General features: G+C 72.6%; 17 protein-coding genes and 1 pseudogene. 16 read left to right on the forward strand and 2 right to left on the reverse strand.

The genetic code is table 11. From position 1 onward, the window contains the following. The first annotated feature begins 7 nt into the window (after positions 1 to 7). From AB0J40_RS39970 to AB0J40_RS39990, 5 genes and pseudogenes are all read left to right on the forward strand, one after another. Positions 8 to 517 carry a PadR family transcriptional regulator gene (locus AB0J40_RS39970; protein WP_364464486.1) on the forward strand — a complete coding sequence of 170 codons (510 nt, stop codon included), beginning with the start codon at positions 8 to 10 and terminating at the stop codon, positions 515 to 517. Beyond that, positions 514 to 1728 (forward strand): cytochrome P450, encoded by a 1215-nt coding sequence (locus AB0J40_RS39975; protein WP_364464488.1) that lies wholly within the window; start codon positions 514 to 516, stop codon positions 1726 to 1728. Before AB0J40_RS39970 ends, AB0J40_RS39975 begins: the two co-directional genes overlap by 4 nt. A 5-nt stretch (positions 1729 to 1733) precedes the next feature. Then, positions 1734 to 1931, forward strand: coding sequence for a ferredoxin (locus AB0J40_RS39980; protein WP_364464490.1), 198 nt, complete (start codon positions 1734 to 1736; stop codon positions 1929 to 1931). A 42-nt stretch (positions 1932 to 1973) separates the two neighbouring features. Further along, entirely contained in the window at positions 1974 to 2537 is a 564-nt protein-coding gene (locus tag AB0J40_RS39985; protein ID WP_364464492.1) for a TetR family transcriptional regulator, read from the forward strand. A 203-nt stretch (positions 2538 to 2740) separates the two neighbouring features. Next, positions 2741 to 3262 (forward strand): annotated as a pseudogene (locus tag AB0J40_RS39990) (aminoglycoside 3'-phosphotransferase/choline kinase family protein); the annotation flags it as partial. Positions 3263 to 3375: 113 nt separating this feature from the next. Here AB0J40_RS39990 and AB0J40_RS39995 read toward each other — a convergent pair. After that, a complete protein-coding gene (locus tag AB0J40_RS39995) occupies positions 3376 to 6111 on the reverse strand; it encodes an FAD-binding and (Fe-S)-binding domain-containing protein (protein WP_364464494.1) in 2736 nt (911 codons plus the stop codon). A gap of 84 nt (positions 6112 to 6195) precedes the next feature. Between AB0J40_RS39995 and AB0J40_RS40000 the strand changes: the two genes are divergently transcribed. The 8 genes from AB0J40_RS40000 to AB0J40_RS40035 all read left to right on the forward strand — a co-directional run bounded on the left by AB0J40_RS40000 (position 6196) and on the right by AB0J40_RS40035 (position 13760). Further along, positions 6196 to 7335: a GAF domain-containing protein gene (locus AB0J40_RS40000; RefSeq protein ID WP_364464496.1), complete on the forward strand. Its 1140-nt coding sequence runs from the start codon at positions 6196 to 6198 to the stop codon at positions 7333 to 7335. Beyond that, on the forward strand, positions 7332 to 7964 hold the full coding sequence (locus tag AB0J40_RS40005) for a response regulator transcription factor (protein ID WP_364464498.1): 633 nt from the start codon (positions 7332 to 7334) through the stop codon (positions 7962 to 7964). The genes AB0J40_RS40000 and AB0J40_RS40005 overlap by 4 nt, the downstream gene beginning before the upstream one ends. A 13-nt stretch (positions 7965 to 7977) precedes the next feature. After that, entirely contained in the window at positions 7978 to 8790 is an 813-nt protein-coding gene (locus AB0J40_RS40010) for a PHP domain-containing protein (protein WP_364464500.1), read from the forward strand. Positions 8791 to 8908: 118 nt separating this feature from the next. Beyond that, complete coding sequence (locus AB0J40_RS40015; protein ID WP_364464502.1) at positions 8909 to 9718, forward strand: ABC transporter ATP-binding protein; 810 nt, start codon at positions 8909 to 8911, stop codon at positions 9716 to 9718. Further along, on the forward strand, positions 9715 to 10488 hold the full coding sequence (locus tag AB0J40_RS40020) for an ABC transporter ATP-binding protein (RefSeq protein ID WP_364464504.1): 774 nt from the start codon (positions 9715 to 9717) through the stop codon (positions 10486 to 10488). Before AB0J40_RS40015 ends, AB0J40_RS40020 begins: the two co-directional genes overlap by 4 nt. Further along, positions 10485 to 11363, forward strand: coding sequence for a branched-chain amino acid ABC transporter permease (locus tag AB0J40_RS40025; protein ID WP_364464506.1), 879 nt, complete (start codon positions 10485 to 10487; stop codon positions 11361 to 11363). The genes AB0J40_RS40020 and AB0J40_RS40025 overlap by 4 nt, the downstream gene beginning before the upstream one ends. Next, complete coding sequence (locus AB0J40_RS40030; protein WP_364464508.1) at positions 11356 to 12513, forward strand: branched-chain amino acid ABC transporter permease; 1158 nt, start codon at positions 11356 to 11358, stop codon at positions 12511 to 12513. The genes AB0J40_RS40025 and AB0J40_RS40030 overlap by 8 nt, the downstream gene beginning before the upstream one ends. Continuing rightward, positions 12510 to 13760 (forward strand): ABC transporter substrate-binding protein, encoded by a 1251-nt coding sequence (locus tag AB0J40_RS40035; RefSeq protein WP_364464510.1) that lies wholly within the window; start codon positions 12510 to 12512, stop codon positions 13758 to 13760. The genes AB0J40_RS40030 and AB0J40_RS40035 overlap by 4 nt, the downstream gene beginning before the upstream one ends. Here AB0J40_RS40035 and AB0J40_RS40040 read toward each other — a convergent pair. Next, positions 13702 to 14763 (reverse strand): Glu/Leu/Phe/Val dehydrogenase dimerization domain-containing protein, encoded by a 1062-nt coding sequence (locus tag AB0J40_RS40040; RefSeq protein ID WP_364464512.1) that lies wholly within the window; start codon positions 14761 to 14763, stop codon positions 13702 to 13704. The two genes, AB0J40_RS40035 and AB0J40_RS40040, sit on opposite strands and share 59 nt — an antisense overlap. Before the next feature lie 80 nt (positions 14764 to 14843). Between AB0J40_RS40040 and AB0J40_RS40045 the strand changes: the two genes are divergently transcribed. The 3 genes from AB0J40_RS40045 to AB0J40_RS40055 all read left to right on the forward strand — a co-directional run bounded on the left by AB0J40_RS40045 (position 14844) and on the right by AB0J40_RS40055 (position 16304). Beyond that, entirely contained in the window at positions 14844 to 15344 is a 501-nt protein-coding gene (locus AB0J40_RS40045; RefSeq protein ID WP_364464521.1) for an Lrp/AsnC family transcriptional regulator, read from the forward strand. Between the two features lie 95 nt (positions 15345 to 15439). Then, positions 15440 to 15697, forward strand: a complete 258-nt coding sequence (locus AB0J40_RS40050) for a hypothetical protein (RefSeq protein WP_364464514.1) — start codon at positions 15440 to 15442, stop codon at positions 15695 to 15697. A gap of 40 nt (positions 15698 to 15737) precedes the next feature. Next, a complete protein-coding gene (locus AB0J40_RS40055; RefSeq protein WP_364464516.1) occupies positions 15738 to 16304 on the forward strand; it encodes a GNAT family N-acetyltransferase in 567 nt (188 codons plus the stop codon). The last annotated feature ends 91 nt before the right edge of the window (positions 16305 to 16395 follow it).

A 16395-nucleotide genomic window follows, 5' to 3' on the forward strand; every position in this document is an offset into this window, starting at 1 on the left:
GACCTAGGTGTGGATCGAGATCCTCTTGCTGTCGAGGCTGGACCGCGAACCGATGCACGGCTACGAGCTGCGCAAAGCGGTCGAAGCGTCGACCGGGCACACCTTGTCGAACAACTCGCTCTACCCGACCCTGCGGCGCTTCGTCGACGCCGGCGCGGTGAGCCGCAGCGCGGAGGAGCAGGAGGCCAAACCACCGCGGCACGTCTACACGATCACCGACGTCGGGCGGGAGCTGCTGCACGACATGCTCGCGGACTTCCCGGCCGAGCTGGCGCTCAGCGCGGAGGAGTTCCTCGCGCGCGTCGGCAGCTTCAGCCGGCTGTCCGCGGCTGAGCGCGCCCGCGTGCTCGACGTGCGAAAACGCGCGCTCACCGCCGAGCACGCGCGGCTCACCGCGCTCGCCGCCGAGCAGGCCGACCCGTGGGGCCGCACGGCGCTGAACCACGCCATCGGCCGGCTCGACGCCGAGCTCCGCTGGCTCGCCGACCTCGAAACCGAACTGAGGAGAGACGCATGACCACCACCGAAGAGACGCCTCGCCTCCCGTTCGCCCGGGCGAACGCGCTCGCCATCGCCCCGGACTACGAAGCACTCCGCAGCCGGGCGCCGATCAGCCGGGTGCTGACCCCGGCCGGTGATCCGGCGTGGCTGGTGACGTCGTACGAAGAGGCCAAGGAAGTGTTCCGCGACAGGCGCTTCGGCCGATCGCACCCCGCGCCCGAGCAGGCGTCGCGGATCTCGAACGCCGCGATCCAGGACGGCCCGAGCGGGGACTTCGAAACCGAAGAGGCCGAGCACAAGCGGATGCGCCGGATGCTCGCGCCCGCGTTCTCAGCGCCCCGCATGCGCGCCCTCGGCGACCGGATCGCCGAGCTGACCGACCGCTGCCTCGACGACCTGCAGGCCGCCCACGACGCGAACCCCGGCGAACCGGTCGACCTCACCGATTTCCTCGCCTTTCCGTTGCCGGTACTGGTGATCTGCGAGCTGCTCGGCGTGCCCTACGCCGACCGCGAGCACTTCCGCGGCCTGTCCGAGCGGATCGCGCTGATGGACGGCGGCGAGGACGCGCAGGCGGCGATGGCCGAGTTCAAGGCCTACATGCTGAAGCTGGCCGAGGCGAAGCGCGCGGACCCGCAACAGGACGTCATTTCCGACATGGTCGCCGTGCAGGCCGACGACCCGGCGTTCACCGACGACGACCTCGCGCGGATGGGCGCGGGCCTGCTGTTCGCCGGCCACGAGACGACGTCCACCCGGATCGCGATGGGCACGCTGTTCCTGCTCAGCGACACCGCCCGCCGCGACCGCTTCGCCGCCGACCCCGACGGCGAGGTCAACCAGACGGTCGAGGAGATCCTGCGGCTGACCGCGACCAGCGGCACCGGCCTGCTGCGCTACGCCCACGAGGACGTCGAGATCGCCGGCACGCGGATCCGGCGCGGCGACGCCGTGCTCATCTCCAGCGACGCGGCCAACCGCGACGCGTCGGTGTTCGCCGACCCGGACGAGTTCGACCCGGGCCGCACGCCGAACGTCCACCTGGCCTTCGGCACCGGCGCGCACGTCTGCATCGGCGCGAACCTCGCCCGGACCGAGCTGCGGACGGTGTTCCCCAAGCTGTTCCGCCGGTTCCCCGGCCTGCGGCTGGCGACCGGGATCGACGAGATCCCGGTGCGCGTCAACCGCGTCGCCGGCGGGGTCGACGCCGTTCCGGTGACGTGGTGAGCCCCGTGAAGATCACCGCCGACACCGAAGCCTGCGTCGCGTCCGGACAGTGCGTCCTGCTCGCGCCGGGGACGTTCGACCAGGACGAGGACTCCGGCACGGTCGTCCTCCTCGCCGCGGAACCGGCGGCGGGCGAGGAGGACGCGGTCCGCCAGGCCGAGCTGACCTGCCCGGCCGCGGCGATCCGGGTCACCGGCGCCTAGGGCCGCCGCGCCGCGTCCCGTTTGCCGGGTTAGCCTGCACCGATGACGGAACAGGCCGGCCGGCGGCGGGACGCGGCGGCGACGCAGCAGGCGTTGCTGGACGCCGCCGCGAAGCTGTTCGCCGAGCGCGGCTTCGACCGGACCACGGTGCGCGACATCGCGGGCGAGGCGGGGGTCAACCAGGCGCTGCTGTTCCGCTACTTCGGCAGCAAGGAAGCGCTGTTCGAAGCGGTGATCGCCCGTGACGGGCGCGAGCAGCTGGCCGGCACGCCGCCCGAGCGGCTGTTCAGCGCGTCCTTGCGCAGCATGCTGGCCCCCGAGGGGCCGCGGAACCGGACGCTCGAAACCTACCTGCGCTCCTCGGGCAGCGACGGCGCCGCCGCCGCGATCCGCCAGGAGATCGGCGAGGAGTACGCGCGCGTGCTGGCCACGCTGACCGACGCCCCGGACGCCGAGCTGCGCGCGGACCTCGCGCTCGCCTGGCTGATGGGGATCGCGCTGGTCCGCGAGGTCAGCGGCAAGGAACCGCTGGCCAGCGCGGACCCCGACGACATCTGCCGGCTCGTCGTCACCGCGACCAGGACGCTGCTGGAGCGCACGGAATAACCGCTCGACACCCGCCCTACGGTCGGGGTCATGGCGACCTTCCCGTCCGCGGCGACCGAGGCGGAGTTTCGCGCGCTCACCCGCGCGGCGCTGCTCCCCGCCGTCACCACCCTCCTGGGGCGGGCCGACGTCGTCCCGTTCGCCGAGGGTTCGCTGCCGGTGTACGCCGTCGGGACGACCTGGTGCTCAAGCGGTACCCGCCGGTGTACCGCGCCGAGAGCGCGACCGAGCGCACGGTCCTCGAAGCACTGCACGGCACCCTGCCGACGCCGGCGGTGAAGGACGCGGGCGAGCGGGACGGCTGGGCCTGGCTGCTCATGGAACGCCTGCCCGGGCGGACGCTCGCCGAGGCGTGGCCCGCACTGTCCACAGAGGACAGCCGGCGGCTGGTGCGCGAGCTGGGCGAGCTGCTGGCCACCCTGCACGCGGTCGACGACCCGCGGCTGGCCGCCCTGGCGCCCGCGGACTGGGCGGAGTTCGTGGCGGCGCAACGCGAAAAGGTCGTGGAGCACCACCGGAAGACCGGCCTGGACGAGGCTTGGATCAAGCAGATCCCGGCGTTCCTCGACGCCGTCGACCTCGGGACGCCCCCGGTCGTGCCGCTGCACACGGAGTTCATGCGCGAGCACGTCATGATCGCCGAAGGCCGCATCGCTGGCGTGTTCGACTTCGAGCCCGCGATGCGCGGCGCGGCGGAGTACGACTTCGTCGCGGTCGGCCTGTTCGTCTCGCGCGCCGACGGCGACCTCCTACGCCGCTCCCTGGACGGTTACGGGCGGTCGATCGACCCGCGCCATCGGAACCGACCCTCGACGCCCTCGCGACCGCCTGGTGGGGCTCAGGGCAACGCGCGGCGCAGTAGCTCGGCCAGGTGCACCGGCCGGCGCCCGGACTCCTGCTCGATCTGGGTCCGGCAGCTGAAGCCGTCGGAAACCACGATCGTCTCCGGAGCCGCCGCGCGGATCGCCGGGAGCATCCGGTCCTCCGCCACCGCCTTCGACACCGCGTAGTGGCCGCGTTCGAAGCCGAAGTTGCCCGCCAGACCGCAGCACCCCGAGTCCAGCGTCGTGTTGCGCACCCCGGCCGCCGCGAGGGCCGACTCGTCCGCGCCGAAACCGAGGACCGCGTGCTGGTGGCAGTGGACCTGGGTGATCGCGTCGACGTCCAAGGCCGCGAACGGGATCGGTGCGTGCGCCAGCAGCTCCGCGAACGTGAACGTCCGAGACGCCAGCAGTTCCGCGCGCGCGTCGCCGGGCATGAGTGCCGGGAGATCGCCGCGGAACAGCGCCGTGCAGCTCGGTTCCAGCCCCGCCACCTCGTAGCCTTCCTCGAGGTACGGCGCCAGCACGGAAAGCGTCCGCTCCAGGACGCGGCGCGCGACGCCGAGCTGGCCCGTCGACACCCACGTCAGTCCACAGCAGACTCCGCGGTCCGGCAGCACGACGTCGTAGCCCGCCGCCGTCAGGACTTCGTGGGCGGCCTCCAGCACCGACGGCGTCAGGTAGTTGTTGAACGAGTCCGGCCACAACACGACCCGGCGCTCCCCCGACGCCTTCCGCCGGAGATCCGCCCGCGACGACGTGAACGGCGAAGGGGCGAACGAGGGCAGCGAACGCTCCGGCGCGATCCCGCCGAGCCGTTTCACCAGACCCGCCAGGCGGGACCGTCCCACCAGATTGGCCAGCCGCGGCATCCGCGCGCTGACCCGCAGCCACAGCGGCAGCCAGCCCATCGAGTAGTGCGACGCCGGTCGCAGCCGCCGCCGGTAGTGCTGGTGCAGGAACTCCGCCTTGTACGTCGCCATGTCGACGTCGACCGGGCAGTCCGACAGGCATCCCTTGCAGGACAGGCACAAATCCAGGGCGTCGTGCACTTCGGACGAGCGCCAGCCGTCGGTGACGACCTCGCCGTTGATCATCTCGGCGAGCAAGTGGGCGCGCCCCCGCGTCGAGTGCTGCTCTTCGCGGGTGGCGCGGTAGCTCGGGCACATCACGCCGCCGCCGCTGGTGTTGCGGCACTTCCCCACGCCGACGCAGCGCCGCATCGCCTGGCCGAAACTCCCCCGGTCCTCCGGGTAGCCGAGGAACACGCTGTCCTCAAAGGACTTCGACGTGGCCCGGACGCGCAGGTCCGCGTCGATCGCCCGCGGCGCCACCAGGATGCCGGGGTTCATCCGGCCCGCCGGGTCGAAGATCGCCTTGAACCGGGCGAAGACGGCCAGCATCTCCGGGCTGTACATCCGGGACAGCAGCTCCGACCGCGCCTGACCGTCGCCGTGCTCGCCGGAGAGCGATCCGCCGTGCGCGGCCACGAGGTCCGCCGCCTCCTCCAGGAACCGCCGGAAGTCCGCCACGCCGGAACCGGACAGCAGATCGAAGTCCAGCCGCAGGTGCAGGCAGCCTTCGCCGTAGTGGCCGTAGACGACGCTGCGCCGGCCGTGCGCCCGCATGAGGTCCTTGAACTCGCGCAGGTACGCGCCGAGCCGTTCGGGCGGGACGGCGGCGTCCTCCCAGCCGGGCCAGGCTTCCGAGCCGTCCGCGAGCCGGGTCGCCAGCCCCGCGCCCTCCTCGCGGATGCGCCACAGCCCGCGTTGCGCGGCGGGGTCGTCGACGATCGTGAAGCCGGTCAGCTCCAGGGACGCGGCCAGGTCCCTTGCGCGCGAAGCGGGGTCGTCCCCCGCCAGCTCGACGAACAGCCACGCCCCGCCCGGCGGCAGGTCGCCCGCGCGGCCGGGCAGCATCGCGACCAGCTCGGCGTCCACGCCTTCGACGGTCAGCGGCGACCACGGCAGGATGGCCGGCACGGCGTCCGCGGCGGCGATGTCCGACGGAAAGCCCAGCACCGCCAGCACCCGGCGCCGGGGCAGCTCCGCCAGCTCGACCTCCGCTTCGAGCACGGTGACGCAGGTGCCCTCCGAGCCGACGAGTGCCTTCGCGACGTCGAACCCGTTCTCCGGCAGCAGGTGTTCCAGCCCGTAGCCGGACACGCGCCGCGGCCACGTCGAAAGTTCCTTGCGCAGCAACGCCAGGTTGTCGCGCACGAGCGCGCGCAGCTCGTCGAAGATCCGGCCCTCGGTGGGCTCGTCCCGGCCCACCCGCAGCCGCGTGCCGTCGTAGAGCAGCACGTCCAGCGAGCGGACGACGTCGACCGTGCGCCCCCACGCCACCGAGTGCGACCCGCAGGCGTTGTTGCCGATCATCCCGCCGATGGTGCAGCGGCTGTGTGTCGACGGGTCCGGCCCGAACCGCAGCCCGTGCGGCGCCGCGACCGCCTGCAGGTCGTCGAGCACGGTCCCGGGCAGCACGCGGGCGAGCCGCGTGGCCGGGTCCAGCGAGAGCACGCCGCCGACGTGGCGGGAGGTGTCGATCACCAGGCCCGGCCCGCACGCGTTCCCGGCGACGCTCGTGCCGCCACCGCGGGCGATCACCGGCAGGTCACGGTCTCGGGCGGCCGCCACCGCGGCGACGACGTCGTCGACGCTCTCCGGCAGCACGACCCCGCGGGGCACGTGCCGGTAGTTGGACGCGTCGGTCGTGTACAGCGCGAGCGTGGCGGCGTCGGTGAGGATCTCCACGACCCCATTCAAGTCGACCGGGCGCTCCCGTACCTCTCCAGCCGGGTATGTCCGAAACCACAGTCCGTGTGCGATCGTGGGCGCGTGACGGCGAAAGAGCACGTCGCCGAGTACAGCGCCGTGCTGGGCGAGCTGCTGCGCGAGCGGGAGAAGCTGCTCGGCACGCTCGACCGCGTCGCCGCGCTGCACGGGACCGCGCGCCTGGTCCGGGAGACCGTCGGGGCGAAGGCCGGGTTCGTCGCCGAGCTCGACCAGCCGGGGCTGGCGGTGATCCGCTGGATGTCGGGCACCCGGACCGACTCGCTGCAGGACCTCGAAGTGCCCGTCGGCCAGGGCATCGGCGGGCGGGTGCTGGCACTGGGCCGCCCGGTGCGGGTCACCGACTACGTCAGCTCGCCCGCGATCACCCACCAGTTCGACGCCCAGGTGCGCGGCGAAGGCCTGGCCGCGATGCTCGCCGTCCCGATCGTCGCGCGCGGCGAAACCGTCGCCATCGCCTACGCGGCCATGCGCGAGCCCGCCGACTTCGGCGACGACGCCGTCCGGCGGATGGAGGAGGTCGCCTGCGAGGCCGGGACGGCGTTGCAGCTGGCTAAGGTCGCCGAGACCGACCGGACGGCCGCGGTGGCCGGCGAACGCCTGCGGATGCAGAGCGCGCTGCACGACTCGGTCGGCGCGCTGCTGTTCTCCATCGGCGTCCAGGTGCGCGACCTGCACGCCGACGCCCACGGCAACCCCGCGCTGGAGGCGCGGCTGCGCCGGCTGGAGGGCGACGTCTCGGCGGCGGCCGGCGCGCTGCGGGAGTCGCTGCTGGCGCTGTCGGAGTCGAGCCCGGAGCGGGCGCTGCCGGTGGAGCTGGCCGAGCACTGCCGCTCGTTCCAGGCCCGCTGCGGCGTCCCGGCCCGGTTCGTGCAGCTCGCGGCGGTGCCGCCGCTGGACGCCGAACGGACCGCGCTGCTGGTCGCCGCGGTGCGCGAAGGGCTGCTCAACGTCGAGAAGCACGCGGGGGCGTCGTCGGTGATCGTCAGCCTGCTGCCCAGCGAAGACGGCGTCCAGGTGGTCGTCGCCGACGACGGCACCGGCGGCGAGCCGGTCCCGGGCACCGGGATGGGCCTGCGGACGCTGAGCGGGAGGGCCTTGCGGCTCGGCGGGCGGATCAGCCTGGTCCGGGACGAGGACGACGGCTGCACGCTGCGCGCGTGGGTGCCGCTGGTGCGACGGTGACCCCCACGACGCCCGCGACCGTGTTCGTCGTCGACGACCACCCGGTGGTCCGCGACGGCGTGACGCTGCTGCTGCGCTCGGACCCGTGCCTGAGCGTGGTCGGCTCCGCGGAGTCCGGGCGGCTGGCGATCGAGCGGGTCGCGGCGCTGGCGCCGGACGTGATCCTGCTCGACCTGCGCCTGCCGGACATGCTCGCGCCGGAGGTCGTCACCGAGCTGCGCCGGGTGCACCCGGACGGCAAGATCGTCGTGTTCACCGCGCACGGCGACCACCAGGGCGTGCTGGCCGCACTGGAGTCGGGGGCGCACGGGTGCCTGCTCAAGGACGCCGCCGGCGCGCAGCTGGTGACCGAGCTGCGGCGGGTGCTGCGCGGCGAGCGCGTCGTCGACCCGCGGATCCTGCCCGACGCCGGCCGGCGGTCGGACGCGCTGGCCCGCAGCGGCCTGACCCGCCGCGAGTACGAGGTGCTGCGGCTGGCCGCGCAGGGCCAGACGAACCCGGAGATCGCGGAGTCGACGGGACTCGCGCGCAACACCGTCAAGACGTACCTGCAGTCGGCGCTGCACAAGCTGGGCGCGCGCAACCGCGTCGAGGCGATCGGGAAGGCCAGCGAGGCCGGGCTGCTGTGAGATCCTCGGCCGGGTGACCATCGACCTGCACGCGCACAGCACGGCCTCCGACGGGACGACGCCGCCTTCGGAGCTGCCCCGGCTGGCCGCCGAAGCCGGGCTGACCGTGCTGGCCCTCACCGACCACGACACCTTCGCGGGCCTGGCGGCCGCCACCGCCGCCTCGGACATCGAGATCGTCCCCGGCGTCGAGATCTCGTGCCGGCTCGACGACGCCGAGGTGCACCTGCTCGGCCTCTTCGTCGACCCGCTGTTCGCCCCGCTGGCGGCCGAGCTGGAGCTGATCCGCACCGACCGGGAGCGGCGCGCGGTGCGGATGGTCGAGCGCTGCCGGGAGCTGGGCGCGCCGATCAGCCTCGCGCGGGTGCGGGAGATCGCCGCGGGCGCGCCGCTCGGGCGCCCGCACATCGCGGCGGCGCTGGCCGCGGTGGGCATCACCGACGCCTTCACCGCCGACTGGATCGCCGACGGCGGCCGGGCGGACGTGCCGAAACACGTCCTGTCCACTGTGGACGCGATCGCGCTGGTCCGCGCGGCAGGCGGGGTCGCGGTGCTGGCGCACCCGCGGTCGGTCAAGCGGCGGGCTTCGGTCTCCGACTCGCAGCTGGCCGCGCTCGCTTCGGCCGGGCTCGCCGGGATCGAGGCCGACCACCCGGAGCAGGCACCCGACGTCCGCGCCCGGCTCCGGGAAGTGGCCGCGGGCCTGGGGCTGCTCGCGACGGGATCGAGCGACTTCCACGGCGACCGCAAGCCGGTCCGGCTGGGCGAATGCACGACTTCCCCCGAGGTCCTGGCCGCCCTCCGCTCCGCCGTGTCCGTTTCGTAGCCCGCGGGGTCTCCACGTGGGGGTATCGGATCACTCCCGCCGAACGCAGGATGACCGCCACCGACCGTGACTCACGTCACACGAGTGGAGGAGGCCTCTTGCGTCCTGGAGCGAGTCCGTGCTGACCGTGCGTGGCCTGCGGGTGCGCTACGGCCGGTCGACCCCCGCCCTGCACGGCGTCGACCTCGACGTTTCCGCCGACGGCGTCCTCGCCGTGCTCGGCAGCAACGGCGCCGGGAAGTCCACCCTGCTGCGGGCCGTCTCGGGCACGCTCCGGATGCACCGGGGAGCCGTCGACGCCGGCGAGATCCGCTACGACGGCCACGCGCTCGGCAAGCTCGACCCCGCTCGGATCGTCCGGCTCGGCGTCGTCGGCGTGCCCGAGGGGCGGCAGGTCTTCGCGCGGATGACCGTCGAGGAGAACCTGCGGGCCGGCGGCATCGGCGCCCGGACCGCCGCCGAGCGGACCGAAGCACGCGCGCGGGTCGACGAGCTGTTCCCCGTCCTCAACGAACGCGCCAAGCAGCGGGCCGGCCTCCTGTCCGGCGGCGAACAGCAGATGCTCGCGATCGGCCGGGCGCTGATGTCCGCGCCGAAGCTGCTGCTGCTCGACGAGCCGTCGCTCGGACTCGCGCCGAAGATCGTCGAACAGATCGGCCGGACCATCCGGGAGATCCACGAGCAGGGCACCGCCGTGGTGCTGGTCGAGCAGAACGCCGTGATGGCGCTGAACGTCGCCGACCACGCCGTGGTGCTGGAGGTCGGCCGGGTGGCGCTGGCCGGGACGGCCGCCGAGCTGGCCGCCAGCGAGGACGTCCGGCGGCTGTACCTCGGCGGGCACGCCGAGTCGCAGGAGACCGCGGACGCGGAAGCCGAGCAGGCGCGCAAGCAGCTGGCCGGCCGGACGCTGTCGAGGTGGGCCGGATGACGCCGCCGGAACTGCGTGTCGAGAACGTTTCCCTGCGGTTCGGCGGCATCCGGGCACTCGACGAAGTGAGCTTCACCGTCGCGCCCGGGTCGCTGCACGCGCTGATCGGGCCCAACGGCGCCGGGAAGTCCAGCTGCTTCAACGTGATCAGCGGCCTCTACCGGGCCAACGCCGGGCGCGTGCGGCTCGGGGACACCGACCTCACCGGGCTCGCGCCGCACAAGCTCGCCCGCCTCGGCGTCGGCCGGTCGTTCCAGAACGCCGCGCTGTCGGTGGGCTCGACCGTGCTGGACAACGTCATGCTCGGCAGGCACGCGCTGACCCGCGGCGGGTTCCTCGAGGTCGGGCTGCGGCTGCCGTGGACGGTCCGCGCCGAACGGCGGCACGCCGAACGCGCCCGCGAGATCTGCGCGTTCCTCGGCCTCGGGGCGGTCGTCGACGCCCCGGTGGGCGCGCTGCCCTACGGCGTCGTCAAGCGCGTCGACCTGGCCCGCGCGCTCGCCGTCGAGCCGGTGCTGCTCCTGCTCGACGAGCCCGCGGCCGGGATGAACGCGGCCGAGACCGCGGAGCTGGCCGGCACCATCAGCGGGATCCGCGCCGAGCTGGGCATCTCGATCCTGCTCGTCGAGCACGACATGGGCCTGGTGATGGGCATCGCCGACCGCGTGACGGTGCTCGACTTCGGCCGCCGCATCGCCGACGGCACGCCGGCGCAGGTCCAGGCCGACCCGGACGTCATCAAGGCCTACCTGGGCACGGAGGCGGCGTGAACACCTTCCTGCAGCTCACGGTCAACGGCCTCGGCAAGGGCGCGGTGTTCGCGTTGCTCGCGCTGGGGTTCGTGATCATCTTCAAGGCCACCGAGGTGGTCAACTTCGCGCACGGCTCGCTCGTGCTCTTCGGCGGCTACCTCGTCGTCGTGACGCGGGACGCGCTGGGCTGGGTGGGCGCGTCGCTGGTCGGCATCGTCTCGGCGGGGGTGCTCGGCCTGGTCGTCGAGCGGCTGCTGCTGTCGCGGTCCCGGCACGCCGACGCGAACAGCCTGGCGCTGCTCACCATCGGCGTCGACGTGATCGTCACCGAGGAGATCGTCCGCCGCCTCGGCGTCACGCTGCCCTTCCTCGGCGACGCCTGGGACGCGAAGCCGTTCCAGCTGGGCGGGATCACGCTGTTCCGCACGCACCTGGTCGCGCTCGTGGTGGCCGCGGTGCTCATCACGGCGTTCTGGCTGGCCTTCAAGTACTCGAACTGGGGCGTGGCCATGCGGGCGCAGGCGGAGAACCGCGAGGCCGCCGCGCTGATGGGCATCCGCAGTTCGCGGGTCACCGCGACCGCCTGGCTGGTCGCGGGGCTGCTGGCCGGGGTGGCCGTGCTGTTCATCGCGACACAGGACTTCTCCGGCGCCGGGCTGTCGCGCGGGACGCACTCGATCGCGCTGGCCGCGTTCCCCGCGGCGATCCTCGGCGGCCTCGACTCGACGGCGGGCGCGGTGGTCGGCGGCCTGGTCGTCGGGATCGTGGAAGCGCTGTCCGCGCAGTACGTCTCGTTCGACTTCTCCAAGAGCGCGGTGTTCCTGGTGATGCTGGTGGTCCTGGTGGTGCGGCCCTCGGGCCTGTTCGGCACGAGGGAGCGAACCCGTGTCTGACAGCGCCGTGTCCGAAGTGGACAGCCGACCGGCGGTCGCGGCGACGCCGCCGCCGCGCCGCGACTGGGGGAAGCTCGTGCGGACCGCGGCCTGGCTCGCCCTCCTGGTCGTCCTGCTCGCCCTGCCGCTCTACCTCGACGCCGCCTGGCTGAAAGCCGGGCAGTACATGATGATCGGCGCGGTCGGCGCGATCGGGCTGACCCTGGTGGTCGGGCAGGCCGGGCAGCTTTCCCTGGCCCACGCGTTCTTCCTGCTCGCCGGCGGCACCGCCTACACCGTCCTGTCCGGACCGACCGGCGACGACCGCGTGGTCGGTTTCGGCCTCGACCCGGGGTTGTCGCTGCTCGGCGCGGTCGTCGTGGCGGCCCTGCTGGGCCTGGCCTTCGCGCCGGTCGCCGGCCGGCTGCGCGGGATCTACCTCGGCGTCGCCTCGCTGGCCCTGGTGTTCCTCGGCCTCTACTTCGGACAGTCCGCGGAGGAGCTGACCGGCGGGACGTCGACCGGGCGCGCGCCGGCGCCGTTCTCGCTGTTCGGCTTCCCGTTCGCGGGCGACAGCCCCGAAATCACCCTGCTCGGCGTGCCGATCCGGCAGGCCGAACGCACGTGGTACCTGTTCCTGCTGCTGACCGTGCTGGCGTTCGTGATCGCGCGCGGTGCCGTCCGCGGTCGCGTCGGCCGCTCGTGGCGGGCGGTGCGCGACAACGAGGCCGCGGCCGCGGTGATGGGCGTCAGCGTGCTGCGCGCGAAGGCGGGCGCGTTCGCCGTCTCGTCGGCCTACGGCGGCCTCGCCGGCGCGATGACCGTGCTGTGGTTCGACATCCTCAAGCCGGACGAGAGCGAATACGGCACGTACGGCATCAACGTGTCCATCGCCTACCTCGCGATGGTCATCATCGGCGGGCTCGGCTCGGTCCCCGGCGCGCTGGTCGGCGCGCTGATCGTCAACGGGCTGCCGCAGGTCCTCGCCCTGTACTCGGCCGACCTGGGCTGGTTCTCCGGCACCGGCGACGGCGCGCTGACCCCGATCCTGGTCAGCTCGTTCGTCTACGGCGCCGCGATCATCCTCGTAGTGCTGTTCGAGCCGGGCGGGCTCGCCGCGATCGGCCGCCGGATCACCCGTTCTCGCCGTCAACCCCCGGAGGAACCATGAAACGCACACACCTGGCGGCGGCGCTGGCGGCCGTCGTCTTCCTCTCCGCGTGCAGCACGAAAGCGGGCGACTCGGGCTCCTCGGGCGCGGACAGCTCCGGCGTCAAGACCGGCAAGGGGGTCACGGCGAGCGAGGTGACGCTCGGCGTGATGACCGACAAGTCCGGCGTCTTCAAGAACCTCGGCCTCGGCGTCACGCAGGGCAACGAGCTGTGGGCCAAGGACTTCAACGCCGCCGGCGGCGTCTGCGGGCGCCAGGTCAAGCTCGAAGAGGTCGACCACGGCTACAAGGCCGACACGGCGAAGACGCTGTACCCGCAGATCGAGCCGAAGGTGCTCGGGTTCGTGCAGCTGCTCGGCTCGCCGGTGGTGGCCGCGCTGAAGCAGAACCTGGCCACCGACAAGGCCGTCGCCGCGCCCGCGTCGTGGTCCTCGGAGCTGCTGGACAACCCGTACGTGATGATCGTCGGCACCACCTACGACGTGGAGATGATCGACGGCCTCTCGTACCTGCAGGAGCAGGGGCTGCTCAAGGACGGCGACACGATCGGGCACGTCTACATCGACGGCGAGTACGGCAAGAACGGCCTGCGCGGCTCGCAGTTCTACGCGAAGAAGCACAACCTGACGGTCAAGGAAGTGAAGATCACCTCGACCGACAGCGACCTCACGAACGTCGTCACCGGCCTCAAGGGCGCCGGGGTCAAGCTGATCGCACTGACCACCACGCCCGCCCAGACCGGGTCGGCGGTCGCGGCGAACAAGGCGCTCGGGCTGAACGTGCCGGTGCTGGGCAACAACCCGACGTTCGACCCGGCGCTGCTGAAGAGCCCCGCCGCGGGCGCGCTGGACAAGCTCACGGTCGTCGCGAGCAGCGTGCCGTTCTCGGCGGATCTGCCGAAGGCCAAGGATGTCGCGGCGAAGTACAAGGCGGCGTACAAGGAAACCCCGAACGGCGGGGTCCCGTACGGCTACGCGGTGGGCGAAGTGTGGGGCGCGGTGCTGAAGAAGGCGTGCGAGAACAAGGACCTCACCCGCGACGGCATCTCCGCGGCGCTGAAGCAGACGACATCGGCGAACACGGACAACCTGGTCGCGGCGCTCGACTTCTCGAAGCCGGGAACGCCGGCGACGCGCCAGGTGTACGCGGCCACCCCGGACGCGTCGGCCGAGGGCGGCGTCAAGTACGTCAAGCCGCTGTTCGAGGCACCGGAGGCCAAGGAGTACGTGGCGCCGCACCAGAAGTGAGCCGACGTCCGGCCAGCGCGGCCGCCTCCTGCAGCGGGGTGGTCGCGTTGGCCTTCGCCGCGGTCAACAGGTCCCGGACCGTCCGCTCGATCGTCTCGACGCGGGCCAGCGCGGCTTCGTGGTCGAGGCCCTCCGCCTCGCGGGACAGCGTGTACAGGATCCCGCCCGCGCTCGCCACGTAGTCCGGGACCCACAGGATCCCGCGCGCCGCCAGTTCGTCCGCGACGCCGGCGTCGGTCAGCTGGTTGTTCGCCGGGCCGACGACCAGCGGCGTGTCGAGGCGGGCCACCGTTTCGGGGCTCAGCACGCCGCCGACCGCCGCCGGGATCAGCACGTCGGCCGTCAGCGTGAGCGCTTTCTCCGGCTCGGCCCACGTCAGGCCCTGGCTCTCCGCGCCGGCCCGCTTGGCCGGGTCGATGTCGGACACCACGACGTCGGCGCCGCCGGCGTGCAGGCTCGCCGCGAGGTGGGCGCCGACCGAGCCGTAGCCGCTGATCACCACCCGGCGGCCGGTCACGTCCGCCGTGCCGAGCGCCGCCCGGAGCGCGGCGAGCACGCCCACCGCCGTCGGGCCGCTGGAGGAACCGGTTCCGCCCGCCGACTCGGGCGTGCAGAACGCGAACGCCGAGACCTCGCGCAGCACCAGCATGTCGGCCGGGCCGGTGCCGACGTCCGGCCCGGCCAGGTAGGTGCCGCCGAAGTCGGCGATCAGGTCGGCGTGGTCGAGCAGGACGTCCCGGCGCTCCTCGGGCGACAGGACGCGCCCGGGCTCCGGCGCGATGACGCTCTTGCCGCCACCGAACGCGAGCCCCGCGACGGCGCACTTCGCCGTCATGGCCTCGGACAGGCGCAGGACGTCGCCGACGGCTTCGTCGAGCGTGGCGTAGGGCTTGAAGCGGCAGCCGCCGACGGCGGGGCCGAGCGCGGTCGAATGGATCGCGACCATGGTGGTGACGCCGGATCGACGGCCTCGACGGGCTACGAGCTGCTCATGTGCGGTCATACCGACCGAAGTTAGAGTGAACATCGGCGGTACCGGCGCACCGCCGAACGAAATTCGGCGACGACGCGGAGGACGCGGTGCTGGACGAACTTGATTCGGCGATCGTGCGGCACCTGCAGGAGGACGCGCGCCAGACCAACCGGGACATCGCCAGGAAGGTCGGCATCGCGCCCTCGACGTGCCTCGAGCGCATCCGGTTGCTGCGCGAACGCGGCGTGATCCGCGGCTACCACGCCGACATCGACCTGCCGAGCCTCAACCGCGGCGTTCGGGCGCTCGTCGCGGCGCAGGTGCGGCCGTTGAGCCGGGCCGTCATCGACGAGTTCCAGCGCTCGATCGCGGAACTGCCGGAGGTGCTCTCGGTGTACGTGACCGCGGGGAGTGACGATTTCCTGATCGAAGTCACGACCCCGGACATCGACGCGCTCCACGCGTTTCTCGCCGACCGGCTGGCGTTGCGCCGGGAGATCGTCGGCTTCCGCACGTCGATCGTTTTCCGGCACCTGCGCAAGACGACGATTGAACCGCTCGCCCCGGGGTATCCCGGGGTATCACCCGGAAAGGACGCGACACACCCCTAAGTGAAACCCTCGAAATCCCCCTGTTCGCACGCTGAGAGGCGAAAACTGTCGGTGGTCGGCGGTCTAATGGGTCACGACGGGAAGGAGGCTCCGCCATGATCACCGAACTGAACCACCGTGAGCGGGCCACGTTGAGAGCCGTGGCCGAGGGCCACGCCGAGATCAGCTGCAGCTGCGAGCCCGACCTGTTCATCGACGGCCTGAGCTGCTGCGACCAGTCCACCGTGCACCGTCTCGCGCGGCTCGGCCTGATCGCACCCGCCAGCCCCGGCAAGTGCGGCGAGCGCGTCCCCGCCGTCCTCACCGAGGCCGGCTCGCTGGCGCTGGGCGAGGTCCTCGCCGTCGCCGCGTAATCGCGTTGCCACGCACTGGGGTTACTGCCAGCATCACCCGATGCACGTATTCCTCGAAACCGAGCGCCTGATCTTCCGCCGGTTCACCGAGAACGACGCCGACGCACTCTTCGAGCTCTACGACGACCCGGCCGTGATGAAGTACCTCAATGGGGGACGGCCGGCGGACCGCACCGAGATCGTCACCCTGGATCTCCCCGCGTTCCTCGGTTACTACGAGCGTTTCCCCGGTTACGGGTTCTGGGCGGCGATCGAGAAGAGCACCGGCGATTTCCTGGGGTGGTTCCATTTCCGCCCGCGCCCGCACGACCCGCCCGACGAGCCGGAACTGGGGTACCGGCTGCACCGGAAGGCGTGGGGCAAGGGCTACGGAACCGAAGGCTCGGCGGCCCTGCTCGCCAAGGGCTTCACCGAACTGGGGGTCACCCGCGTGACGGCGTCCACCATGGCGGTGAACAAGCCGTCGCGCCGGGTGATGGAGAAACTGGGGATGCGGTTCATCCGCTCGTACTCCGAGGAGTTCCCGGAGCACGAGCGCGCCCCCGGCAGCGAGCACGGCGAGGTCGAGTACGCCATCACCCGCGAGGAGTGGCTGGCTCGGTCGTGAGTGTTCAGGGCGGTCAGCCGACCGCGTAGCCGCGCGCCAGCAGGCTCGCGGTGAGGGGGCTCGTCAGCCCGCCCGCCGCGAAGTCGAGGTC

The organism is Amycolatopsis sp. NPDC049691, assembly GCF_040675005.1.
GTDB lineage: Bacteria > Actinomycetota > Actinomycetes > Mycobacteriales > Pseudonocardiaceae > Amycolatopsis.